Below are 24,433 nucleotides of genomic sequence, written 5' to 3' on the forward strand. Positions count from 1 at the left end.
GGTTTGTTGGAGAAAAGTCCGAAACGGACGAGCGAGCACACCCACGCCTCGGCGGGTGCCGTGGCGTGTTGGTTGGGTGTTTGGTGGCCGGAAGGCGAACGGCTCAACGCAAGGCGATGCTTGCTGGAGCGTCAGTCACCCATGGCGTGAGTTACGGGCGAGCGTGGAGGCGCATTTGTTTTCCCTGAGTTGATGATGGATGCCGAGTGATCCGTGGCGCATCGTTTGATGTGCGCCGATCGGATCGGGCGTGTTCTTCAAGCCTTGTTCATGCCTTGGACGGAAAATGGCTTTTGGCCAGAGCGTGCACGCTCTGCTCATCGCTGACCTGTTTGGTGGCCATGGCCCACAAGTCAAGAAAGCGATGTCTGGCGACCGTGGCCATGCTTTTAAACCCGGCTTGTTTCAAAGTGATGGCAATGGATGATTGTGTGAATCCGCAGCGATGCGCCATGAACAGGTTGCCCTGCGCCATGGCGGGGCGGTGGCCGTAAAGGATGTCCAGTGGCGAGATGGGGCCTGCGGGCGACTGGTAGGCTGGCTCCAGCAGCTTGTCCTCGGCCACCAGGGTGCACACCGATTTCAGATCGGGGCAGGTGATGACCACGAAACCATCCGGCTTGAGCACCCTGAGGAACTCGCGCAATGCCACTGGCACCTCGTGCGGGTACAGGTGCTCGATGTTGTGGCTTGAAAAAATCGCATCGACGCTTTCGTCGGCCACGGCGGACATGTCGGTCATGCTGCCCACCACGTCGGGCTGCACCGCCATGTCGATGTCCAGCCGAAGCTCTTTCCATTCAGGCGTGTTGAAGCCGGGTGTCGTTTGCGCGATGCGCTTTGGGCCGCAGCCCACATGCAGGAGCGTTTTCATGGGTGGTGTGATGGGTTGTCGAGCAGCGCGCGATAAGCGCTTTGGCCTGCCTCGAAGCTGTATCGGGCTGCCACGTCTTGCTGCGCCTGGATGCGCAGCGGGGCCATGGCCTGAGGCGCTTCAATTGCATCCACGATGGTGCGGGCCATCTCGACCGGGTCGAAGAAATCGACCAGCAAACCGTTGCGGCCATGCTCGATCACTTCTTGAACTGGCGCGGTGCGCGAGCCGATCACCAGGCAGCGGCTGGCCATGGCTTCCAGACAAGACCAGGACAGCACGAAGGGGTAGGTGAGGTAGACGTGGGCGCTCGATACCTGCAGCACCTGGCGGTAAGCGTTGTAAGGCACCTTGCCCAGGAAGTGCGTGCGGGTGGGGTCCACGGGCACCTCGGCCAGCATCTTCTCGCGCCAGCTGGCGGCGTCTTTGGGGCGGCCGCCATAGCTGACGTCATCGCCGCCCACGATGATGGTGTGGCAGTGGCGGTGCGCTTGCTGCACGCGTTGCAGGGCGCGCATGAAACTGTGGAAGCCTCGGTAAGGCTCCAGGTTGCGGGCCACGTAGGTGATGACCGGATCGCCCGCCTTCACGGTGTGGCCGTTGGGCAGGGTGAAGGTGGCGTGTGGGTCGGGGCCGAGCACCTGCGTGTCCACCCCTTCATGCGCCAGGTGGATCTTGGGTTGAAAGATGGGGGGGTGTCGGCTGCGTTGCCATTGCGTGGGGCTGATGCCGGTGTCGCAATGCGTCAGGTTCAGGGCGTGCAGGGCGTTCCAGGTGCGCATGCGCGTTTGCGCGTCAAAGCTCAAAGGGAACTCGGGGTCGAAGCCCGCATCGCCATCGGGCGTGCCGTAGTACCACTCGCAGAAGTGGATGAGTTTGGCGTTGGGGAACACGTCTTTGGCGTACAGCGTTTCGCCCCAACCGGGGTGGGCCATGATGACGTCGGGCACGAAGCCTTGGGCCTTGAGTTTGAGCAGCACGCGCGCCACCGCCTGGCCGTGCAGCACGGCGCCCTCCATCTGCCGGAGGTAGGGGTGCTGGTCTTTGCCGGTGGCGCGGTGCAGGTCGTAAGGCAACCAGCGCACCCCGTCCATGCCGGGGGCCGTGCGGCGGCCCAGGCCCAGGACTTCCCAGCCGGGTTGCTGTGCCCAGGATTGGGCGATGCGGCGGAACTGGCCGGGGAAGTTCTGGTGGATGATGAGGATGCGCATGGGTTCAACGCTCCCTCAAGCTTTCACTCGCATACGTCTGCACCGGGCTCAACAAGTACTCAATCACCCTGCGCTGCCCCGTCTTGATCTCAGCGGTCACATTCATCCCCGGGCTGAGCTTGATGGCCTTGCCATCCACATTGATGTGATTGCGGTGCAGCTTGACCGTGGCCGGGAACACCGCTCCACCACCACTGCCCGTGGCTGAAGCACCCGCCCCTTCACTCCCAGCCTCCCCCCGCGCAGCCTGAGGCGCCCTCACCACCGCATCCGCCGTGATCGAGCTGACCGTGGCCGGCACCGTGCCATACCGCGTGAACGGAAACGTCTCCAGCTTGATCTCCACCACCTGGCCAGCGTTCACAAAGCCGATGTCCTTGTTCTCCAGCGTGACCTCGGCGGTCACGTCAGCCTGCTCGGGCACCACCACCATCAGCACCTGCGCGGGCGTGACGACGCCACCCGTGGTGTGCACGGCCAGTTGCTGCACCGTGCCCGTGGTGGGCGCGGTCAAGCGCGTCAACCGCTCACGTTGCGTGGCCTTGCTCGCCTCTTGCACCAGTTGGCGCTGCTGCAAATCAGCCTTGGCATGGCGGTCGTTGAGCTTGTTGATGGTGTCGGCCACCCAAGCTGTGCGGGCTTGCTCGGCCTGCTGCAGCGCCGCCTTGGTCTCCTCAAGCCGCGCCCGGTAGGTGGCCAGGTCCTTCTCCATCTCGATGCGGGCGCGGGTGCGGTCTTGGCCGGCATGCTGGCTGACAAAACCCTGTCTGGACAGCTCCGTGAAATCATCCTCGCGCTTTTGCAGCAACGGCAGCGTGGTGTGGAGCTTGGCGATCTGCTCGCGCACGGTGCCAATCTCGGTGCGCTTGGCCACGATGTCGGCCTGCAGCTTGGCGCGCTGTGCTTGCAGGTCTTGCCATTCGGCGCTGAGCTGGGCCTGCGCTTGTGCACGTTGATCGCCGCTCAAGGCTTCGGCTTCCGCCTTGACTTCAGGCAGCTTGGGCGCCGATGTGCCCGACTTGGCCGTGAACGCCGCCAGCAAGGCCTGCGTGCGCCAGGCTTCCGACAGCGCCCCGGCCCGCTCCTGCGTCACGCGGCTGCTGTCGGCCTGGGCCACGGTGGGGTCCAGCTCGATCAAGACATCGCCCGCTTTGACCTTGTCACCATCGCGCACATGGATGGCCTTGACCACGCTGGCCTCCAGCGGCTGGATCAGCTTGGTGCCTTCGCTGACCTCGATGCGGCCGGGCGCCACCGCCACGATGTCGATCTTGCCGAAGCAGGCCCACAGCACGGCGATGCAGAACAGGCTGATGACCGCCCAGATGACGCGGCGCGGGGCCGGGGGGGGTGGTGTCTCTTGCAGGCTCAGGGCCGCAGGCAGGAAGGCAGTTTCATCGGCCAGGCGGGCGGGGCCGGCCATCTCGTGGCGGTGCTTCCACACCTCGGAGAAAATGGCCTTGTAGCGGCCCAGCAGCTCGCGGGTAGGGTGTTTGGCAACTTCAGCACTCATGCTTGACCTTCGGTGGGGTGGTCGCCTTGCTGCATGCTCCACAAATAGGCATACAGCCCCTTGGGCCGCTTGACCAGCTCGTCGTGCGTGCCAGCCTCCACAATGCGGCCGCGCTCCATGGCGACGATGCGGTTGGCGTGGCGCACGGCACTCAGGCGGTGGGCAATGATGATCACGGTGCGGCCCTTGCTGATCAGCGCCATGTTGCGCTGGATGATGGCCTCGCTTTCATAATCCAGCGCGCTGGTGGCCTCGTCAAAGATCAGCACTCGCGGGTTGGTGAACAAGGCGCGGGCGATGGCCACGCGCTGGCGCTGGCCGCCGCTCAGCGAGGCGCCTTGCTCGCCCACGATGGTGTCGTAGCCTTCGGGCAGCTCGCTGATGAAGTCGTGAGCCCCGGCCATGCGCGCGGCCTGGATGACGACCTCGATGGGCGCGGCCGGGTCAGAGATGGCGATGTTCTCGCGCACGCTGCGGTTGAACAGGAAGTTGTCTTGCAGCACCACGCCGATCTGGCGGCGAAGTTGCGCGGCATCGACCAGGCTGATGTCGATGCCATCGATCAGCACGCGGCCTTGCTCGGGCACATACAAGCGTTGCACCAGCTTGGTCAGCGTGCTTTTGCCCGAGCCGCTGCGCCCGATGATGCCGATGATTTCACCGGGCTTCACATCCAGCCCCACGTTCTGCAACACGGGCGCGGCCTCGGGCCGGTAGCGGAAGGTGACCTGGTCCAGCGTGATGCGGCCCTTGATGGGCGGCAGTTGCGCGGCGGTGGTGGGCGGCACTTCGGTGCGGGTGTCCAGGATGTCGCCCAGGCGCTGCATGGAGATGCCGGTTTGCTGAAAATCGGTCCACATCTGCGCCATGCGCATGATGGGTTGCGAGACGCGGCCCGCGAACATGTTGAAGGCCACGAACTGGCCCACTGTCAGCTCGTGGTTCATGACCAGCTTGGCGCCGTACCAAAGCGTGGCGGCGTTCACCAGCTTGCCGATCAGGTTGATGCCTTCATGCGCCCAGGTGGCCAGGTTCTGCGTCTTGAAGCTGGCCGACACGTAGCCCGCCAGTTGGTTGTCCCAGCGGCGGGCCATGGCGGGCTCCAGCGCATTGGCCTTGACGGTCTGGATGCCGGTGATGGTCTCGACCAGCAGGGACTGGTTCTCGGCACCGCGCGCGAACTTCTCGTTCAGGCGGCCGCGCAGCACGGGCACGATGCTCAGGGTCAGGGCGCAGTACAGCGGCAGGCTGATCAGCACGATCAGCGTCAGTGGCACGCTGTAGAGGAACATCACGGCGATGAACAGGATGGAGAAGACGACATCCAGCACCAGGGTCAGGGCCTGGCCGGTCAAAAAGCTGCGGATGTTCTCCAGCTCGCGCACGCGGGCCACCGAATCGCCCACGCGGCGGGCCTGGAAGTAGGCCAGGGGCAGGCGCAGCAGGTGCCTGAACAGGCGCGAGCCCAGCTCCACGTCGATGCGGCTGGTGGTGTGGCTGAACACGTAGGATCGCAAGCCGGTGAGCAGGCTCTCGAACAGCACCACCACCACCAGGCCCATGACCAGCACATCGAGCGTGGTCAGGCCCTTGTGCACCAGCACCTTGTCCATCACCACCTGGAAGAACAGGGGGCTGACCAGGGCGAACAGTTGCAGGAACAGCGAGACCGTGAGCACCTCGCCCAGCAGCTTGCGGTATTTGACCAGGCTGGGGATGAACCAGGTGAAGTCGAACTTGGCCAGATCGCCCGCCAGGCTGGCGCGGCTGGTGGCCAGCAGCAGCAAACCGGTGCCGCTGGGCGCCCATTGCTGCAGGAAGGCTTCGACAGGTTCGATGGTGGGGCGGCCGCCGCCTTCCATCGACGGGTCTTGAAACAGCACGCGCTGGCCATCGCATTGGGCCAGCAGCACCCAGCGTTCGCCACCGTCGGCATCCACCAGTTTGGCCAGGGCGGGCAAGGGGGCCAGCGAGAGGCGGTCGGCCTGCGTGCGGCTGATCTTGGCCTTCAAGCCCAGTTGTTTGGCGGCGCCCAGCAGTTCGTCGTCGCTGGCTTGCACGCTGGCGGTGAGGCCACGCTCGTGCATCAGGGTGTCGGGGTCGGCCGCGATGTGGTGCAGGCGGGCCAGCAAACAAAGGGCTGGCCAGGGCTGGGGCGGGTGGCTCGAGGCGGAATCGGACGGCGAAACGTCTTCCGCCCTCGGAATGACGGAGGACTGCATGACTGGCTACCTACCCTGTGTTTCTAATGTGAACGAGCCATTATCGAAGTGGCTGCATGACAAGCGACTCACCCTGATGGGGGTTATGTGAATATTCATGTAAAAAATGTTGCGCGCCCATGAAAAAAGCCGGGCATGCGCCCGGCTTGACCTTGTCCTGCTGCAGCAGATGTTTACTGCGATCCAGCCCCCGAAGGCGGGCTCGGCGTCGGTGTGGTGCTTGGGGTGGGCTGCTTGAATGCGATGAACGGATCCACATGGTGGACATTGTTCTTGGTGATGTCGGCGATGCCGCCCACGGCCGCGGCCTGGGTGCCATAAAACGCGCCTCTGACCGAGCCGCTGATGTTGTTCGAGTCCAGCGCGGTGATGCTGCCCGTGGTCGAGTTGAACTGCGCACCGGAGATGCTGCCCGAGGCCGAGAAGCCGATGGCGCCATTGGCGTCCGCACCGTTGTTCCAAATGCCGGTCCAGGAACTCTGTCCGAAGTTCACGGTCATGGTCATGGGGGCCAGGCTGGCCTGCTGGTTGACCAATGAGTGGCCGTTGTAGGTGGCCACAACATTGCCCAGCCGCAAGGCCGCAATGTCGGTGATGGACGTGGTGTAGCCAATCACGCCACTGTGGCCGACGCCCTGCACGGTCGCATTACTTTCGGTGTTGCCGTCCGAAATGTAGGAGATGAGTTGGTAGAAGCTGACGGGAGCTGGCGCGTTTGTCGGTGCGTCAGGCGAAGCGATCAAGGTCAACTTGGTGAATTCCAGGTTGCTGATGCGCGTGTAGGTGCCGTCTTCTTGCCGCGTGAGCTGCACTGCGGTCGGTGGAGGGTAGACGCCAGTGACCGCGTTCATTTGCAGCACAAGGGTGTCTGGCAGCAGCTCGCCCGCTGACGCTGGCGAGACTGCCGTGCCAGTCAGGGTGACAGGATGAGCCCGGTCATCGGTCACCGGGGTGCCGTTGTTGATCAGGGTGTAGAACGCGCCAAATCCCACAAGTTCAGGCGGGGACGTGACCACCTCAGGCGGTGTCACGCCCGGTGGCGTGGCGGCCTGCGGCAACGTGCGGTAAAGCTCGGACGTGCCTGGCAACTGAGCCAATGGCGGATTGCCAGCCGCAGGCGGCTCGAATTCCGTCCAGGGGCCCCAGCCACTGACCGAGTCCTGGGCGATGGTCACATCGCCGTACAGCTTGACGCTGTTCAGTTCCGCGCTGGTGGGCGCGGCCCCGGCCTGGCTTTGCAACAACAGGGTGGCCACGGCCAGGCTGAGTGCTTTGAGATAGTGGTTCTTCATGAGTGAAACTTCCTTACTTCAGTAGCTGCGGCCCAACGTGATCTGCACCAGGTTGCGGTTGTATTCGTACAAGGCGAGATTGGCTTGGTTTTGAATGACGGTGAATGTGGCTGAGCCTTGCCACTTCTCCAGCCAGCCTGTTTTGTATTGGTGGTTGGCACCGAACTCAAGTCGGTATTCGTCTTCGCGGCGGGCGATCCCGTAGAAGGGCTCCACGCCGATGTAGCCACTGTGGCGCCAGGCGGCGCGGGCGAACAGGTCGCCGCCCTCCCAGGCGTTTTGACGACCGCCAAAGAAGACTTCATAACCGTTGTTGCTGAAGCGGTCCAGTTGGGCTTCTTCGTCGAACATGCGGGCGCCCGCTTGCAGCGTCAGGCGGTTCTTGTTGAACAGGCCGCCATAGCTGAAACCGCCGGAGCTGTAATGGCTGTCACGGCCTTGATCGTCGGGTTGCGCGAAGTTGCGGTAGGCCAGTTGGGCATCGGCCGTGATTTCGTGGCCAGAGTTCAGGCGCCAGGTGGCCGAGGGCGACACCGAGGTGTACAGGGCCAGCTTGCGGTCACCCAGGGTCAGACGGTCGGCCTGGAAGTTGAGGTTGCCGCGCCAGTTCTTGCCCATGATCAGCGCGGGGCCGGTGGCGGCGGTGAGCACGCCCAGGTTGTATTCACTCAGGCGGCCATAGCCTTTGTAGTAAACACCGAGCTGGCTGTTCCAGCCAAAGCGGCCGGTGGATTCGCCGGAGCGCACCGGCGTGGGCGACATCCAGGCGTGGCTCACGCCGGCTTGCAGGGCATAGCCGCCATCGGCTCGGGCGGTGGAGCCTGGCTCCAGCACCAGGCCGCCAGGCAGCACGGCGTTGTCCGGGCCGGCGTTGACGTTGCTGTCGTACACGGCGCCGAGGGACAGGCTGTAGTTCAGCTTGTGGGGGCGGCCAAAGTTGGCGGCTTCGTCAAGCTCCAGCTGCTTGATGAAGGACAGCACCGACAGGCGCACGGCCTCCGGGGTGTTGGGGTCGTCCAGCACCTTTTGCGCTTGGGCCTTGGCCTTGGCGAAGTTCAGGGTGCGGTAGTAGGCCACGGCCACTTCAAGCCGGGCACGGTTGAGCGTCGGGTTGGCGGCCAGGATGGTTTCCAGCGTTTCGATGGCGCTGTAAGGCCGACCGGTTTCGCGCTGGTAGAGACCTTCGCGGTATTGGGCTTCCACCGAGGAGGAAGCAGATTGCGCTTGGGCGTTGAACGCGCCGAGGCAAGACAGGCCGGTTGCCATGACGACCACACGCAAAGAACAAATACCACGCATCTGAGGAACTCCACACATCTTTAAGGAATGAGGGCCGATTGTGGAGTTCCGCCCGCGATGTGTCGATCCCTTACCTACACGGAATTGACGGGGTAATGCCTAGGTCTCCCCGCATCCGGGGGGTGCTAGGCAACGCTGCGGTTCATTTCTTTGCGGAAACGGTTGAGATCTTGCACGCTGGCGAAGCTGCGGCCCATGATCAGGCTCATGTTGTGCAGGATGCGGTCGACGACTTTCGTTTCCCACACGGCGTCGAAGTTGATCTGGCGGTCCAGCCAGTGCTCCAGCCATTGCGGATCGGGCAGGCGCGACTGGATGGTGTCGCGCGGGAACAGCTTGGCGCTGACGTGCAGGTTGGTGGGGTGCAGGGCCTGGGCCGTGCGCCGTGCGCTGGCCATGAGCACGCCCACCTTGGCAAACGCGGCCTTGGCTTCATCGCCGAACTTGTTGATGGCGCGCTTCATGTAGCGCAGGTAGGCCCCGCCGTGCCGGGCTTCGTCCTTGGCGAGGGTTTCGTAGATGGCCTTGATGACGGGTTCGGTGTGCCACTCGGCGGCGCGGCGGTACCAGTGGTTCAGGCGGATCTCGCCGCAAAAGTGCAGCATCAGGGTCTCCAAAGCGGGCGCGGGGTCGAAGTCGAAACGGACCTCGTGCAACTCCTCCTCGGTGGGCGCGAGTTCGGGGCGAAAGCGCCGCAGGTATTCCATCAGCACCAGTGAATGCTTTTGCTCTTCAAAGAACCACACGCTCATGAAGGCGGAGAAGTCGCTGTCATCGCGGTTGTCGCGCAGGAACATCTCGGTGGCGGGCAGGGCGGCCCATTCCGTGATGGCGTTCATCTTGATGGTCTGGGCTTGTTCGTCCGTCAGCTGGCTGGCGTCGAACTGGTCCCAGGGGATGTCCGTGTCCATGTTCCATCGGACGGACTCGAGTTGCTTGAAGAGTTCAGGGTAAAGCATGGTGATCTCCAAATACTGCGAACAGCCTACCCGACAATTTTGACAGTGTGGCTGCAATGAAGACGTTGGCATGGGTTTGTGGTGTGATGTGATTCCCCACTTCGAAAGGCGATGTCCATGCGTGCAAGTCGTTACTCCTGTTTGATGCTGGCCTCAGCCTTGATCGGCGTCGTGCCCGTGGTGTGTCTGGCGGCCGAGGCCGCGCCTGCCGCTGCCACCGCCGCACCCTGTCCGGTTTTGTTGGACAAGACCTTCCCGCGCCTGCAGGATGAAAAACCCCAGTCGCTTTGCCAGTACGCGGGCAAAGTCGTGCTGGTGGTGAACACGGCCAGCTATTGCGGTTTCACGCCGCAGTTCAAGGGCCTGGAAGCGCTTTACGCCAAATACAAGGACCGGGGTTTGGTGGTGCTGGGCTTTCCGTCGAATGATTTTGGCAACCAGGATCCGGGCAACGCCAAGCAGATCGCCGATTTCTGCGAGAACACCTATGGCGTCAAGTTCCCGATGTTTGGCAAAAGCCACGTGCGCGGTGACGAGGTGAACCCGCTGCACGCCAGCCTGATCAAGCTCACCGGCACCACGCCCAAGTGGAACTTCTACAAGTACCTGATCGCCCGCGACGGCCGCACGGTGACGGCCTACAGCAGCCTCACCACGCCGGATGACCGTGATCTTGTGGCGGAAGTGGAGAAACTCTTGGCTGCAAAATAATTACTGATGAGTTACGATATGAACTAGTCGGTAATTTATTGGGTCGCGCATCGTCGGCCACAGGAGCAAAGCCAATGAAACGCATTGCGGTGGTGGGGTCGGGCGTGGCCGGTTTGGGGGCGGCAGCGCGTTTGAGCGCGGCGGCCGGTGAGCGCCATGTCACGCTGTTCGAGGCGGCCGATTACTTTGGCGGCCATGCGCACACGGTGGACGTGACCTTGGCGGCGTCCTCGGGCGAGCGGGTCACCCATGGGGTGGACACCGGCTTTTTGGTGATGAACGAGCGCACCTACCCGCAACTGCTGGGTTTGCTGGATGCCCTGGGCGTGCCGCGCGCCAAGTCGGACATGTCGTTCTCGGTGCAGGCGGGTAGCCTGGAGTGGTGCGGCTCGTCTTTGAACACCGTGTTTGCCCAGCGGCGCAACCTGGTGTTGCCGTCGTTCTGGCGCATGCTGGCCGACCTGCTGCGCTTCAACAAGCTGGCCACGCAGATGGCGCAGCAGGGCCTGGACGCTGAACTGGCCCAGCCCATCGCCGATTTCCTGGCCGAGCACCGCTTTGGCGCCGAGTTCCAGGAGGGCTACCTGATGCCGATGATCGCGTGCATCTGGTCCTGCCCCACGGACCAGATGCTGCGCTTCCCGATGGCCACCCTGATTCGCTTTTGCCACAACCATGGCCTGCTGCAGGTGACCAACCGGCCGCAGTGGTACACGGTGCAGGGCGGTTCGCGCAACTATGTGCGCCGTTTGGTCGAGCAGTTGAGCGACGCGCGTTTGTCCACCCCGGTGCGCAGCCTGACCAGTCTGGGCGAGGGCGGTATGGGGGGCGTGCTGGTGCACACCGACGCGGGCAGCGAGCGCTTTGACGAGGTGGTGCTGGCCTGCCACAGCGACCAGGCCCTGACTTTGCTGGGCAGTGGCGCCACCAGGGATGAGCGCGAATTGCTGGGCGCCATCGGCTACCACCGCAACCGCGCGGTTTTGCACACCGACACCAGCCTGTTGCCGCGCAACCCGCGTGCCTGGGCCGCCTGGAACTACGAGCGGGGCAGCAGCGCCGATGTTGAGCACCAGGGCGTGTGCCTGCACTACCTGATCAACCGTCTGCAACCTTTGCCCTGGACCACGCCGGTGGTGGTGTCGCTCAACCCGCTGCGTGAACCGCGGGCCGACACGGTGCTGGGCACCTACGACTACGCCCACCCGGTATTTGACCAGGCCGCGATCCAGGCGCAGTCGCGTTTGCCGAGCATCCAGGGGCAGCGCGGCGTGTGGTTCTGTGGTGCCTGGACAGGCTACGGCTTCCATGAAGATGGCCTGAAGGCCGGACAGGGCGTGGCCGATCAGTTGTTGGCCCGTGATGAGCGGTACGCAGGCGCGCAGCAAAGCCGCAGCGCGCAGCTTGACCGGGTGTCGGCATGAGCTTGCCGCATGGGCCCCTGATCGGCTTTGGGCAGGTGCGCCACACCCGCCTCAAACCGGCGCGCAACGCCTTTGCCTATCCCAGCTATTTCTGGATGCTGCCGATGCGCAGCTTGCGTCGGCAAGCTTCCGATGAGGTCAGGCGCAACCGCTTTGGCCTGCTGAGCTTCCACGATGCCGACCATGGCCTGGGCGGCCCCGATGCCTTGGCCTGGCTGGATGGTTTGTTGCGCGAAGAGGGCCTCAGCGGCGCTGACATCGACCAGGGCGAAGTCTGGCTGCAAACCTACCCGCGTGTGCTGGGCCATGTGTTCAAGCCAGTGAGCTTTTGGTATGTGCACCGGGCTGATGGCGGCCTGGCCGCCGTGGTGGCCGAGGTGAACAACACCTTTGGCGAGCGGCACTGCTACCTGCTGCACGGCCCGGCCCTGGGCTGGGGCCGCGAGATCACGGCCGACAAGGTGTTCCACGTGTCGCCATTTTGCGAGGTGACGGGCACCTACCGCTTTCGCTTCATGCGGAATGCGCAGGACCGCATCGTGGTGCGCATTGACCATGACGATGCCGAAGGCCCGGTGCTGCAGACCAGCCTGAGCGGCCAACTGGCGCCCTTGACCCGGGCCTGCATGCGCCGCGCTTTCTGGGGCTGGCCTTTGATGACGGTGGGCGTGGTGGCGCGCATCCACTGGCAGGCCTTGCGCGTATGGGTCAAGGGCGTGCCCTTGCGCACCAAACCCGCCCCTCCCACCGAACTCGTCACCGGGCCGCATGGCCAGACCACACCATGAACCGATCGACCACCCTTCAGCATTCCAGCGCCACGCCACTGCCCCAAGACGCCCCGGCCTCCGCCCGCATGGCCATGCGGCTGCTGGCACGCCTGCAAGTGGGCAGCCTGGACCTGCAACTGCCCGATGGCAGCACCGCCCACTTTGGCCAGGCGGCCGAGCAGGCGCCGCGCGCGGCCTTGCGCCTGCACAACTGGAAGGTGTGTTCCGCCGCCATGAAGTCGGGCGACATCGGCTTTGCCGAAAGCTACATCGCCGGCGACTGGACCACGCCCGACCTGACGGCGCTGCTCAAGCTGTTCATCGCCAACCGCGACCACATTGAAAGCGCCGTGTACGGCAGTTGGTGGGGCCGCCTGCTGTACCGCGTGCGCCACTTGCTGCGCCACAACTCCAAGGCCAACAGCCGCAAAAACATCCAGGCCCACTACGACCTGGGCAACGAGTTCTACCGTTTGTGGCTGGACCCGACCATGAGCTATTCCAGCGCCTGGTTCGATGGCGACCACTCGCGTTCGATGCCCGATGCCCAGCAGGCCAAGATCCTGCGGGCCCTGCGCGAGGCGGGCGTCACGGCCGATCAGCCCGGCCAGCGCGTGCTGGAGATTGGCTGCGGTTGGGGCGGCCTGGCCGAAGTGGCCGCGCGCGATTGCGGCGCCCATGTCACTGGCGTGACCTTGTCGTCCGAGCAACTGGCCTGGGCGCAGCGCCGCATGGCCGACGCGGGCATGTCAAACCAGGCCGACCTGCGCTTGCAGGACTACCGCGACATTCAGGACGAGCCCTTCGACGCCATCGTGTCGATCGAGATGTTCGAGGCCGTGGGCCATGAATACTGGGCCAGCTACTTCGACACCTTGAAACGCTGCCTCAAGCCCGGCGGGCTCGCCTGCCTGCAAACCATCACCATCCGCGACGACCTGTTCGATCGCTACGTGAAGTCCACCGACTTCATCCAGCAGTACATCTTCCCGGGCGGCTTGCTGCCCAGCGATGCGGCCTTCAAGGCCGAGGCCCGCAAGGCGGGTTTGGAAGTCGTCAACTCGATGGCCTTCGGGCCCGACTATGCCGAGACCTTGCGCCGCTGGCGCGCCGACTTCAACGCGCACCTTTCCAAGGTTCAGAGCCTGGGCTTTGACCAGCGCTTCCAGCACATCTGGGAGTTCTACCTGGCCTATTGCGAAGCGGCTTTTGACATGGGCAACACCAACGTCGTGCAGTACACACTGCGCCGGGTTTGAGCGCGCCATGAGCTTGCAGCGCACCCCACCTCAGGCATCACGCAGGCAGGCCTTGCGGTGCGCCAGTGCGGCGGGCATGGCAACCTTGCTGGGCCCGATGGCCATGGCCTTCGCGCAAGCCGATGCCCGCCGCGACATCCCCACACCACCTGAGTTGACCCAGCACCTGCCGCAAGCCCGGCTGCAAGGCCGCTCGCGCTTTCGCTACTACGGCTTCCACGTGTATGACGCGCAACTTTGGGTGCCGCCCACGTTTGACGCGGCCAAGCTGTTCAGCCAGCCCTTCGCCTTGTGCCTGATCTACGCGCGTAGCCTGAAGGCGCGCGACATCGCCGAGCGCTCGATCGAAGAGATGCGCCGCCAAACCACCATCAGCGAGGCCGATGCCCAGCGCTGGCTGCAGGCCATGACGGCGGCCTTTGCCGACGTGCGCGATGGCGACCGCCTGACCGGCCTGCACCAGCTGGACGGCCGCGCCAGCTTCTTCTTCAATGGCCAGGCCACCCAGGCGATCAACGACCAACGCTTTGCCGCGCTGTTCTTCGGCATCTGGCTGTCCGGTGCCACGTCGGCGCCCGCCTTGCGCCGGGACTTGCTCGGTGTCTGACACGGTCTTGCCCCACGCTGCGTCGGCACGCTATGGCCTGCTGGGCCTGCCCTTGGCCTTCGTGGCCTTGCCGCTGTATGTGATGCTGCCAGCACACTACGCGCAACTGGGTGTGCCCTTGGCGCTGCTGGGCCTGGTGTTGTTGGGCACCCGTTTGTTCGATGCGGTGATCGACCCGGTGCTCGGCCGCTGGGTGGATGCACTGTGGTCGCCACCGCGCGGCTTGAAGGCCGTGGCTTGGGCAGGATTGGCCTTGGGCGCAGGCTTTGCCGCCTTGTTTTTCCCAGCCGTGCAAGGCACCACGGCCTTGCTGCTGTGGTGCGCCGTGGCGCTGACGGGCACCTTCACCGCCTTCAGCCTGGCCAGCGTGGTGCACCAGGCCTGGGGCAGCCGCCTGGGGGGATCTGCCGTGCAGCGGTCGCGCCTGGTGGCCTGGCGTGAAGGCCTGGGCCTGGTGGGCGTGCTGCTGGCCAATGTGCTGGCCACGCAAGCGGGCCTGGCGGCCACCACCATCGTTTTGTGGCTTACCCTGGCCCTGGGTGTGTGGGCCTTGAGCAAGGCGCCTGTGCCCCGCAAAACCTGGGCGCGCGCCGCCTTGTTGCCCGCCGACCAGTCGTTGGCCTTGCCCTGGCGCGGTCGGGCGTTCCGCCACCTCATGGCCTTGTTCATGGTCAATGGCATCGCCAGCGCGATCCCCGCCACCTTGGTGATCTTCTTCATCAACGACCGCGTGCAGGCCCCCACGTGGGCGCCGATCTTTCTGGGCGCCTACTTCGTCATGGGCGCGGCCAGCGTGCCCGTCTGGCTGAAGCTGATCAAACGCCTGGGCCCGTCCAACGCCTGGGCCTGCGGCATGGCCTTGAACGTGATCACCTTCATCGGCGTGTTGGGCGTTGGCGCGGGTGACACCGCGGGCTACCTGGCTGTCTGCGTGGCCAGTGGTCTGGCCTTGGGCGCCGACCTGACCGTGCCCGGCACCCTGCTCACCGGTGTGATCCAGCGGGCGGGCCATGCGGGCCAATCCGAAGGCGCTTACGCGGGCTGGTGGCAGCTGGCCACCAAGCTCAACCTGGCCCTGGCCGCTGGCCTGGCCTTGCCCGCCTTGCAGTGGTGGGGCTATGGCCCGGGCGCGCGTGATCCACAAGCCCTGCAGGCCTTGAGTTGGGCCTATGGCGGCTTGCCTTGCCTGTTCAAGTTGTTGGCCTTGGCCTTGTGGTGGCGCTTGTGGCGCCGCCAAAACCTGGAATGAATGAAAGCACCCCACCCCATGCGCACCACCTCACGATCCTTCTGGCTGGCCTTGTTGCTGGCGCTGAGCCTGATGGGGTGCGCCAGCGCGCCCACCCCGGCCGATTACGCCGACCAGAAACCCACCTTGGATTTGCGCCAGTACTTCAACGGCCCGCTCACCGCGCACGGCATCTTCACCGACCGCTCTGGCCGCGTCGTCAAGCGCTTCACCGTGCAGATGGTGGGCCGCTGGAACGGTGACCAGGGCGTGCTGGAAGAGGACTTCAGCTACAGCGATGGCACGCAGCAGCGCCGCGTCTGGCGCATCACCGACCATGGCCAGGGGCGCTACACCGGCCAGGCCGATGACGTGGTCGGCACCGCCGAGGGCCAGGCGGCTGGCAACGCCTTGCAGTGGGCCTACACCCTGCGCCTGCCGGTGGATGGCAAAACGTATGACGTCCAGTTCAATGACTGGATGTACCTCATGGACAGCCACACGATGCTCAACAAGGCCGCCATGAGCAAGTTCGGGTTGCGCCTTGGGGAGGTGACCTTGTCCTTCCACAAGCCTTGATGATGAAAGCTTGAGATGTCACTCAATCCGCGCATCACCATCTGGCAAGGCCGCACCGTCTGGCTGATCGGGGCCTCGACCGGCATTGGCCGGGCCACAGCCGCCTTGCTGCATGCCAAGGGCGCGCACGTGATCGTGTCGGCCCGCAATGTGCAGGCCTTGCAAGGCTTTGTGGCCGCGCACCCGGGCAGCGACTTCGAAGCGCTGGACGTGGCCGATGTGGCCAAAGTGCGCGAGGTGGCCGGGCGCATCCAGTCCCGATCGCCATCGGGTCGGCTGGACATGGTGGTGTACTGCGCGGGCCACTACCAGCCCATGCGTGCACCAAGCTTTGACCTGGCCGAGGCCTTGCGCCACCAGCAGATCAACTACGTGGGCGCCTTGCACGTGCTGGCCGCCACGCTGCCTTTGCTCACCGCGCAGGGGGCAGGGCACCTGAGCCTGGTGGGCAGTGTGGCGGGCTTTCGGGGGCTGCCCAAAGCCATGGCTTATGGGCCGACCAAGGCCGCGCTCAACAACCTGGCCGAGTGCCTTTACCTGGACCTGCACCCGCTGGGCATCGGCGTGTCGGTGATCAACCCGGGCTTTGTGCAAACGCCGTTGACGGCGGGCAACGATTTCGACATGCCTGCGCTGTTGACGCCCGAGCAGGCCGCACGCGAGATCGTGTCGGGCTGGCATTCGGGGCGTTTCGAGATCCACTTTCCATGGCGCTTCACCCTGTGGCTCAAGCTGCTGCGGCACCTGCCCCATGCCTGGTATTTTCCGGCCATCAACCGCATCACGGGGGGTTGACGATGGCGGTGCTGCCTTACCCCGCCAAGCCTGCGCAAGCCGTGGCTGGCTTGCCCGGCCTGGTCCATTTCTTCGAGCACCTGGGCCCTCAGGACCTGCCCCGCCTGGGCGAGTTCTACGCCCCCGATGCCCACTTCAAGGATCCCTTCAACGACGTGCGGGGCTTGCTGGCCATCGAGGCCATCTTTGCCCACATGTTCTGCGCCATGGCCTCGCCCCGGTTTGTGGTGTTGTCGCAGATGGCCAGTGGTAACCAGGCCTTCCTGGTGTGGGATTTGCGCTTTCAGTTCCAGGGCCAGCAAGCCTGGCACACCATCCATGGGGCCACCCACCTGAGCTTTGACGCGCAGGGCCTGGTGCTGGACCACCGCGACTATTGGGACGCGGCCGAAGAGCTGTACGAGAAGCTGCCGGTGCTGGGCGGCATCATGCGTTGGCTGAAGCGCCGCGTGGCCAAGGGCTGAGATTTCACATCGCCAAAAAAAACCCCGCCGGGAGGGCGGGGCGGTTCAATCTGTGAAATGAACTGGAACTGTGGGGGCTTGCCCTTTGATTTGTGGGCGTGTGATGCGTTCCTCACTTCACCGCCCTGTGATCAAGCCCTCGTTATCGACTCCCCTCTCCACTTCAAACGTGATGACAGCTTGTTGTGTGATGGCTAATGTAGGAGCGGCCATGGGGAGGCCATATCCCTCTATGGGGGGTGATGCGATCCAACACGGGGCTGGGGTGCCTGGCGTGCCCCCGTGTTTGAGGGGGTCGCCTCGACGCTTGTCGTGCAATTCGCCACATGGGGGGCGCTCATGGGGCATGCGGGCCCTCAAGTCGGGGGGTGTTCCTGTCGAAGGAAACGTCATCATGCGCTTGCGCTTGCCTGCTGTGTCCCCATCTGAGAGACAAGCCCATGAATCTGGAGTGCAGTCCATGCAAATGCTTTACAACTCCGACAACTACGCGGTCGTTCAGATCGAGTTGGCTGCGGATGAGTTCCCGGTTCCCCCTTCGGTCGTCAGCACCCTCACCCGGGGTGGCTACGAGATCGTGGACAAGTTCGCCCGCAAGGAACTGTTCATCGAGGGTGCCCTGGCCGAGAGCTTCAAGGTCGGGGTCGATGCCCTGATTGAAACCTCGCCCAGCGTCGAAGAGTTCGACGCCTATCTGGAAGGCTTCACCGGACTGGCGCAACAGCCAGTCGTGATGCATTAGGCAGAACCGCCTCCCAGGCGTTCAAGAAATGGCCTCCGCCGCCGAAATGTAACCAGACTATCCCTGTAATCTGGTTTCTCGTGGCCGCGGAGGGCTGATGCCTCAAGACCTGTTGGTCGTCCGCCATGACGGCGTTGCAATGACCGCAGCGTGGTTCCTGGCGGTTTACGCCATTTATGTCATGACCCTGGTGATTCGCCGCGTGCGGGCTTCGGACCGCGACGTGGGGATCGGCTGGTGGATCGGTGGTGCACTGACCGTGGGCACGGGCATCTGGGCCCAAAGCTTCATCAGCATGCTCAGCCGCCAGTTGCCCATCCAGGTGGGCTACCTGCCCGCCATCGTGCTGGCCGCCTGGCTGCCAGCGGTGCTGATCTGCGCCGTGCTCATCTGGTCGGTCAGCCGGGTTCATCAACCCGTGTTCAAGCGCGTCCTCTCAGGCCTGCTCGCCGCGCTGGGCTTTGGTTTCCTGACTTACCTGAACGTGTCCGCCATGGTCTTGCAGCCCGAGGTGGCCTGGGACCCGGCCTGGCTGCTGGTGGCCTTTGCCGTCATCCTGGTGGGCAATGTGCTGGCCTCGGTCATGCTGCGGCGTGAGCTGTTGCGCGAGGCGAAATTCCTGAACCAGGCGGGCGTGGCCGTGGTGCTGGGCAGCGCGCTCCACCTGGCCCAGTTGCTCATGCTGGAATCGGCCGGCGTGCAGGAAGGGACCGTGTGCTTGAGCGCGCAGCAGTTGTCCGGCACTTACCTGGATTGGCTGGTGAGTCTGATCGGCGGCATCCTGCTGATGGGCGTGCAGTTGGGCACGGTGCTGGACACGCGTTTGCGCCGCCAACATGCGCAACTGGTGAGCTCGCTCCAACAGGCCCAGACCGACCTGCAAGTGGCCGCCCACCGCGATGCCTTGACCGGCCTGCTCAACCGGCCGGGTTTCGAGCATCACCTGCGCGAGGTCATCCAATCGCTGGACGAATCGGGTGAAGCGCCTGCGGGCCGCCTGGCCGTGATGCGCATCAACCTGGATGGCTTTCGCGCCCTGGTCAACACGTATGGGCATGCCCTGGGCGACAACCTGCTGCGCCAGGTGGCCAAGCGCCTGCTGGTGCTGGTGCGCAACACCGATGCGCCAGCGCGCGGTGATGGCGAAGAGTTCCTGCTGCTCCTGCCCAACATGCCCGATCAGCACGCCGTGGCCCAACTCGCTTACCGCATCGGCCTGGCCGTGAGCCAGCCTTGTGTGATCAATGGCGAGGACGTGACCATCACCTGCTCCATCGGCATCGCCCTTTACCCGGACAGCGTCACGGTTGAGCAACTGATCTGCCATGCCAACGAGGCCATGCTGGCCGCCAGCAAGGCCGGTGGTGGCGTGTACTGCCTGCACGAGGCGGGCATGGACATCAGCGGTGCCAAGCAGGTGGAGATGCAGCGCGAACTGCGCTATGCCATCCAGCGGGGCGAGCTGGCCTTGCATTTCCAGCCCAAGCTGGACGCGGTGCGCGGTGGCCTGGTGGGCGTGGAGGCGTTGCTGCGCTGGACGCATCCTCAGCGTGGGCCCGTCAGCCCGGCCGAGTTCATCCCCGTGGCCGAGCGCTTTGGCCTGATCGGCGAGCTGGGCCAGTGGGTGATGAACGAGGCCTGCCGCCACATGCGGCTGTGGCTGGATGCCGGGCTGGAGATCCCGGTGGCCGTGAACATGTCGGCGCATCAACTGCGCGAACACGACCTGGAAAGCCGCATCCGCGAAACCCTGGCACGCCATGCCCTGCCCGCCGACATGCTGATCCTGGAGATCACCGAATCGGTGGCCATGGACGACATCGAGGCTTCTCTGAAGGTGTTCGACATGCTGGACCGCATTGGCGTGAAGCTGTCGATCGACGACTTTGGCACGGGCTATTCCAGCCTCAGCTATTTGCGCCGCTTGCCCGCCCGCCAGCTCAAGATCGACCGCAGCTTTGTGCGCGACCTGGACCACAGCGCCGATGCGCAGGCCATCGTCGAAGCGGTGGTGCGCCTGTCGCACGCGCTGGGCATGACCGTGGTGGCCGAGGGCGTGGAGACCGAAGCCCAGCGCCAGGTGCTGGTCAAGCTGGCCTGTGACGAGTTGCAAGGCTTCCTGTTTGCCAAGCCCATGGCCGATTCGGACCTGCGAACCTGGATGGGCTCGCAGACCGTGCCCATGGCCCCCCTCCATTTGGTACCAGCTTGAGGTTTTTGCATGCGACGACTTGACCGCTGGATCAACCGTGCCAAGGCACTGTGGGCCAGCCCTTCCGTGGTGCCTTTGGACCTGCCGCCCGCGCCGGTCAACCTGAAGGACCTGAGCCACCACGACCCGCTGACGGGCCTGGCCAACCGCCTCCTGTTCGAAGACCGGCTGGATGGCGCCGCGCGGCGCGCCGAGGCGTCCAACCGCCGCCTGGGCGTGCTCTTCATCGACCTGGATGGCTTCAAGGCGGTCAACGATTCGTATGGCCACCGCGCGGGCGACGAGTTGCTGCGCGAAGTGGGGCGCCGCGTGGCGCTGCTGGCCCGCCTGTCGGACACGGTGGCGCGCCTGGGCGGTGATCAGTTCCTGATGCTGCTCGATGGCGATCCCGACGCCTCGGCGGCGGCGGCGGTGGCCGCGCGCTTGCGCACCAGCCTGGCCGAAGTCCTGCGCGTTGGAGGCCGCGACCTGCGCTTGTCGTGCTCGGTGGGCATCGTGCTGTACCCGGCGCATGGCCCGCGTGCCAAGCTCATCGCCCACGCGGACGCGGCCATGACGGTGGCCAAGCAGGCCGGTGGCGGCATGCACGTGTTTTTCGAGCCGCACATGGCGGTGAACAGCGAAGCCCAGATCGACCTGCAGCGCGATCTGCGGCATGCCCTGGACCTGGGCGGCCAAGGCCTGTCGCTGGATTACCAGCCCAAAGTGGACACCAAGAGCGGACGCCTGACCGGCGTGGAAGCCTTGCTGCGCTGGCGGCATCCCCATCAAGGGCCGATCGAGCCCAGCGTGTTCATCCCCGTGGCCGAGCGCTTCGGCCTGATCGGGGTGCTTGGCCAATGGGTGATCGATGAAGCCTGTCGCCAGCAACGCGCCTGGCAGGACGAAGGCCTGGACCTGCGCGTGGCCATCAACCTGTCGGTGCACCAGGTGCGCCAGGCTGATCTGGTCGAGCGCATCGAGCATGCCCTGAAGGCGCAGCGCATCCACGCCGACCGATTGATGTTCGAGGTGTCGGAGGTGGCGGCCATGGCCGACCCCCAAGCCTGCGTGCGCCTTTTCGAGCAGTTCATGCGCCTGGGCGTGCAGGTGTCGATCGACGATTTCGGCATGGGCAACGCCAACCTCAGCCAGTTGCGCAAGCTGCCGGCCTGCCAGCTCAAGATCGACCGCAGCTTTGTGCAAAGCCTGGAGCACGACGAGGACGCCAAGGCCATCGTGGACGCGGCCGTGCGCCTGTCGCACGCCCTGGGTTTGAACGTGGTGGCCGAAGGGGTGGAGACCGCGCACCAGCAGGACATCCTGCTGCGCTTTGGCTGTGACGAACTGCAGGGCTATTTGTTCGCGCGACCCATGTCGCCGGTGCAGATGGCCTTGTGGGCGCGCAGCAGCGAAGCGGTGCCCCGGCCTGCGCCTTTGACACGCCTGGAGCGGCCGGATTGACCGCGGGTTGACCATTTCGCGGCGGCGGCTTGACGGGGTTCCTACAATAGGGGCATGAGCGCCATCCTCACCCCCTCCAAAACCACCTTGCCGGTGGAACGCCGCCCCTACACCCGTGGGGCCCAGTTGCCCGAGATCATGCGCCAGCGCATCGTCATCCTGGATGGCGCCATGGGCACCATGATCCAGCAGTACAAGCTCACCGAAGCCGACTACCGGGGCACCCGGTTCGTGGACCACCACAAGGACCTCAAGGGCAACAACGAGCTCTTGCAGTTGACCAAGCCCGAGGTGATCAGCCAGATCCACGAGCAGTACCTGGCCGCGGGCGCCGACCTGATCGAGACCAACACCTTTGGCGCCACCACCGTGGCCCAGGACGACTACGACCTGCCCGAACTGGCGCGCGAGATGAACCTCGAAGGCGCCCGCCTGGCGCGCCTGGCCTGCGACAAATACAGCACGCCCGACCGCCCGCGCTTCGTGGCCGGTGCCATCGGCCCCACGCCCAAGACCGCCAGCATCAGCCCCGATGTGAACGACCCGGCCGCGCGCAACGTGAGCTTCGACACCCTGCGCCAGGCTTATTACGAGCAGGCCGAGGCCTTGCTGGAAGGCGGCAGCGACGTTTTCCTGGTGGAAACCATCTTCGACACGCTCAACGCCAAGGCCGCGATCTTCGCGTTGGACGAGCTGTTCGAAAACACCGGCGAGCGCCTGCCCATCATCATCTCGGGCACGGTGACCGACGCGTCAGGCCGGATCCTGTCGGGCCAGACGGTGAGCGCCTTCTGGCACTCGGTGCGGCATGCGCACCCGCTGGCCATTGGGTTGAACTGCGCTTTGGGTGCGGCGCTGATGCGCCCGTACATCGAAGAGCTGACCAAGATCGCGGGGGACACTTTTGTCAGCTGCTACCCCAATGCGGGCTTGCCCAATCCAATGAGCGACACGGGGTTTGACGAAACGCCCGAGATCACCGGCGGCCTGCTGGAGGACTTCGCCAAGGCGGGGTTCCTGAACATTGCCGGGGGCTGCTGTGGCACCACGCCCCAGCACATCGCGGCGATTGCCAAGCGGGTGGGGCAGTACAAACCCAGGTGTCTGCATGAAGGTGCGACGGGTTTCTTGACTGGGCTCAAGACCTGACCGCCAACACCTCAGGGCCGTCGGCGCTGGCCGCGCAACCAGCTCTGCACCGCAGGTGACAACTCGGTCGGTGCTGACTGCGGGGCAGCCGGGCCCGCCGCTGAAGCCTCCAGCGCAGCCATCGACGCCCGCGCGCTGGCGTCCGACCACCCCGCGCCGAGCGCCTTGTAGAGCAGCACCGTGGTGGTGGTGCGCACGGTGCGCGACTGCACCAGTTCGTCTTCGCGCAGCAAGGCCTTGGCCTGCGACTCCAGCACCGGCTGGAGCAATTCCTGCCCTGCGCGGTAGAGCTTCTCACCGTCGCGCGAGGCTTCCTGCTGCAAGTTGACGGCCCGCTCCAGCTGGGTGTTGCGGGCATCCAGCGCGAGGCGCGCCTGGTAGGCGTTCTCGACATCTTCGAGCGCTTGCCGAATCGCGCGCTCGTAGTCGGCCACGGCCGAGTCCAGGCGGGCGTCCTGCACCGCGATCTTTGCGCGCAGGCGGCCCGCCGTGAACAGCGGCAGCTGCACGCCCAAGCCCCAGGCTTGCAAACTGGCCCGGGTGGTCGGCAGGTTCGACAGGCTGATGTGGCCCTCGCCAGCCAGGAAGCCCAGGTAGAACTTGGGCAGCAGGTCGGCCTTGGCCGAACCCAGCTCGGCGGCGCGGGCGCGCACGACATGCGCGGCACCACGCACGTCGGGCCTGTTCTCCAGTACCTCGGAGGGCAGCACGGTCGGCAGGCTTGCCGGGATGCCGCTGCCCGTCGGCTGTGGCGGCAGGGCTTGCAGGTCTTCGGCGGCCTGGCCGGTCAGTGTGGCCAGGCGCAGCAGACGCTGCCGCAGCAGCAGGCTCAGACCCGCCATCTGCGATTCGGTGTACTCGGCCTCGGCCTCGGCGCGCAGCACGTCGGTGCGCTTGGTCTGGCCCGCGTTGAAGCGGCCAGTGGCATAGCTGACCAGTCGGCGCGCCACGACGATGCCGCGCTTGAGCACCTCGATGCGTTGCTCGACGCCTCGCGCCTCGAAATACTGCGTGGCGATCTCACCGGCCACCTGCAACTGCGCGCCATGCACCTGTTCCTGCGCGCCATGGACCCATTGATGAACCGAGTCTGCAAAGCTGTGCCGCGAGCCGAACAGGTCGACCTCCCAAGCCGCGGCCAAGCCCGCCGCGCTTTGCTTGGCCGTGGGCAGCGACACCGACGGCCAGTTCAGTGGTGGTGGCCAGTCGGGCAAGCGCACCGTGCCTTTGGAATACGCCAGGCCCCCGAAAGCCTCAACCGTTGGGTAATACGCCGACTCGGCCTGGGTCTGATAGGCGCGGGCCTCGCGCACGCGGTCCAGTGCGATGCGGATGTCGGTGTTGTCTTGCAGACCGCGTTCGATCAAGGCGTTGAGCACCGGGTCGTTCAGGTCGAGCCACCAGCGTTGCAGATCGGTGCCGGCGGCTTGAGGAGGATTTGGTGGCCCCGCGGGCATCGGCGCGCTGGCACCGGTGGGCGCTGAGGCGGGCGCGGGTGGCATCTTGTCGACTCCGGGGCGCGTCATGAAATGCCCCGGGACACGAACCCGCGCCGTTGGCACGGTCACCTCGACGGTGCTGGAGCAGGCGCAGAGTGCCGCGGCCGCGGGTACGGACAGCAGCATGCCGAGGCGGTGCCATGCGATGTGAGCCATGGGGTTCCTTGTGGTCAGACTTGAA

The 24,433-nt window shown here is 65.0% G+C and carries 21 protein-coding genes; 13 read left to right on the forward strand and 8 right to left on the reverse strand.

Annotated features, from left to right (window positions below):
* Nucleotides 1–268: 268 nt before the first annotated feature.
* From Q7V20_RS15575 to Q7V20_RS15605, 7 genes are all read right to left on the reverse strand, one after another.
* Nucleotides 269–874: a methyltransferase domain-containing protein gene (locus Q7V20_RS15575; protein ID WP_304793048.1), complete on the reverse strand. Its 606-nt coding sequence runs from the start codon at nt 872–874 to the stop codon at nt 269–271.
* A complete protein-coding gene (locus Q7V20_RS15580) occupies nt 871–2,085 on the reverse strand; it encodes a glycosyltransferase family 4 protein (protein WP_304793051.1) in 1,215 nt (404 codons plus the stop codon). The genes Q7V20_RS15575 and Q7V20_RS15580 overlap by 4 nt, the downstream gene beginning before the upstream one ends.
* Before the next feature lie 4 nt (nt 2,086–2,089).
* Nucleotides 2,090–3,598, reverse strand: a complete 1,509-nt coding sequence (locus tag Q7V20_RS15585) for an HlyD family type I secretion periplasmic adaptor subunit (protein WP_304793053.1) — start codon at nt 3,596–3,598, stop codon at nt 2,090–2,092.
* Complete coding sequence (locus Q7V20_RS15590) at nt 3,595–5,820, reverse strand: type I secretion system permease/ATPase (RefSeq protein WP_304793056.1); 2,226 nt, start codon at nt 5,818–5,820, stop codon at nt 3,595–3,597. The genes Q7V20_RS15585 and Q7V20_RS15590 overlap by 4 nt, the downstream gene beginning before the upstream one ends.
* A gap of 173 nt (nt 5,821–5,993) precedes the next feature.
* Nucleotides 5,994–7,112, reverse strand: a complete 1,119-nt coding sequence (locus tag Q7V20_RS15595) for a transferrin-binding protein-like solute binding protein (RefSeq protein WP_304793059.1) — start codon at nt 7,110–7,112, stop codon at nt 5,994–5,996.
* 18 nt (nt 7,113–7,130) lie between these two features.
* Nucleotides 7,131–8,378, reverse strand: a complete 1,248-nt coding sequence (locus Q7V20_RS15600; RefSeq protein WP_304793062.1) for a lipopolysaccharide assembly protein LapB — start codon at nt 8,376–8,378, stop codon at nt 7,131–7,133.
* A gap of 158 nt (nt 8,379–8,536) precedes the next feature.
* Nucleotides 8,537–9,370: a ferritin-like domain-containing protein gene (locus Q7V20_RS15605; protein WP_304793065.1), complete on the reverse strand. Its 834-nt coding sequence runs from the start codon at nt 9,368–9,370 to the stop codon at nt 8,537–8,539.
* 117 nt (nt 9,371–9,487) lie between these two features.
* Here Q7V20_RS15605 and Q7V20_RS15610 point away from each other — a divergent pair, with 117 nt between their 5' ends.
* From Q7V20_RS15610 to Q7V20_RS15670, 13 genes are all read left to right on the forward strand, one after another.
* Entirely contained in the window at nt 9,488–10,081 is a 594-nt protein-coding gene (locus tag Q7V20_RS15610) for a glutathione peroxidase (protein ID WP_304793067.1), read from the forward strand.
* 74 nt (nt 10,082–10,155) lie between these two features.
* Nucleotides 10,156–11,505: an NAD(P)/FAD-dependent oxidoreductase gene (locus Q7V20_RS15615; RefSeq protein ID WP_304793070.1), complete on the forward strand. Its 1,350-nt coding sequence runs from the start codon at nt 10,156–10,158 to the stop codon at nt 11,503–11,505.
* Nucleotides 11,502–12,293, forward strand: a complete 792-nt coding sequence (locus Q7V20_RS15620) for a DUF1365 domain-containing protein (RefSeq protein ID WP_370652483.1) — start codon at nt 11,502–11,504, stop codon at nt 12,291–12,293. The genes Q7V20_RS15615 and Q7V20_RS15620 overlap by 4 nt, the downstream gene beginning before the upstream one ends.
* Nucleotides 12,290–13,534: a cyclopropane-fatty-acyl-phospholipid synthase family protein gene (locus Q7V20_RS15625; RefSeq protein ID WP_304793072.1), complete on the forward strand. Its 1,245-nt coding sequence runs from the start codon at nt 12,290–12,292 to the stop codon at nt 13,532–13,534. The genes Q7V20_RS15620 and Q7V20_RS15625 overlap by 4 nt, the downstream gene beginning before the upstream one ends.
* A 7-nt stretch (nt 13,535–13,541) precedes the next feature.
* A complete protein-coding gene (locus Q7V20_RS15630) occupies nt 13,542–14,141 on the forward strand; it encodes a chalcone isomerase family protein (protein ID WP_304793075.1) in 600 nt (199 codons plus the stop codon).
* Complete coding sequence (locus Q7V20_RS15635) at nt 14,134–15,390, forward strand: MFS transporter (protein WP_304793078.1); 1,257 nt, start codon at nt 14,134–14,136, stop codon at nt 15,388–15,390. The genes Q7V20_RS15630 and Q7V20_RS15635 overlap by 8 nt, the downstream gene beginning before the upstream one ends.
* An 18-nt stretch (nt 15,391–15,408) precedes the next feature.
* On the forward strand, nt 15,409–15,948 hold the full coding sequence (locus Q7V20_RS15640; RefSeq protein ID WP_304793080.1) for a DUF3833 domain-containing protein: 540 nt from the start codon (nt 15,409–15,411) through the stop codon (nt 15,946–15,948).
* Between the two features lie 15 nt (nt 15,949–15,963).
* Nucleotides 15,964–16,743 (forward strand): SDR family oxidoreductase, encoded by a 780-nt coding sequence (locus Q7V20_RS15645; protein WP_304793083.1) that lies wholly within the window; start codon nt 15,964–15,966, stop codon nt 16,741–16,743.
* Nucleotides 16,744–16,745: 2 nt separating this feature from the next.
* Entirely contained in the window at nt 16,746–17,207 is a 462-nt protein-coding gene (locus Q7V20_RS15650; RefSeq protein ID WP_304793085.1) for a nuclear transport factor 2 family protein, read from the forward strand.
* A 460-nt stretch (nt 17,208–17,667) separates the two neighbouring features.
* Nucleotides 17,668–17,949: a DUF3567 domain-containing protein gene (locus Q7V20_RS15655; RefSeq protein WP_300544406.1), complete on the forward strand. Its 282-nt coding sequence runs from the start codon at nt 17,668–17,670 to the stop codon at nt 17,947–17,949.
* A gap of 97 nt (nt 17,950–18,046) precedes the next feature.
* Nucleotides 18,047–20,161: a bifunctional diguanylate cyclase/phosphodiesterase gene (locus tag Q7V20_RS15660; protein ID WP_304793090.1), complete on the forward strand. Its 2,115-nt coding sequence runs from the start codon at nt 18,047–18,049 to the stop codon at nt 20,159–20,161.
* A gap of 9 nt (nt 20,162–20,170) precedes the next feature.
* Nucleotides 20,171–21,604, forward strand: a complete 1,434-nt coding sequence (locus Q7V20_RS15665; RefSeq protein WP_304793093.1) for a bifunctional diguanylate cyclase/phosphodiesterase — start codon at nt 20,171–20,173, stop codon at nt 21,602–21,604.
* Nucleotides 21,605–21,667: 63 nt separating this feature from the next.
* On the forward strand, nt 21,668–22,753 hold the full coding sequence (locus tag Q7V20_RS15670; RefSeq protein ID WP_304793128.1) for a homocysteine S-methyltransferase family protein: 1,086 nt from the start codon (nt 21,668–21,670) through the stop codon (nt 22,751–22,753).
* 11 nt (nt 22,754–22,764) lie between these two features.
* On the opposite strand, the gene Q7V20_RS15675 is transcribed toward Q7V20_RS15670, so the two are convergent.
* Nucleotides 22,765–24,408 carry an efflux transporter outer membrane subunit gene (locus tag Q7V20_RS15675; protein WP_304793095.1) on the reverse strand — a complete coding sequence of 548 codons (1,644 nt, stop codon included), beginning with the start codon at nt 24,406–24,408 and terminating at the stop codon, nt 22,765–22,767.
* Nucleotides 24,409–24,433 lie beyond the last annotated feature (25 nt).

This window comes from Aquabacterium sp. (genome assembly GCF_030652515.1).
Lineage (GTDB): Bacteria > Pseudomonadota > Gammaproteobacteria > Burkholderiales > Burkholderiaceae_C > Aquabacterium.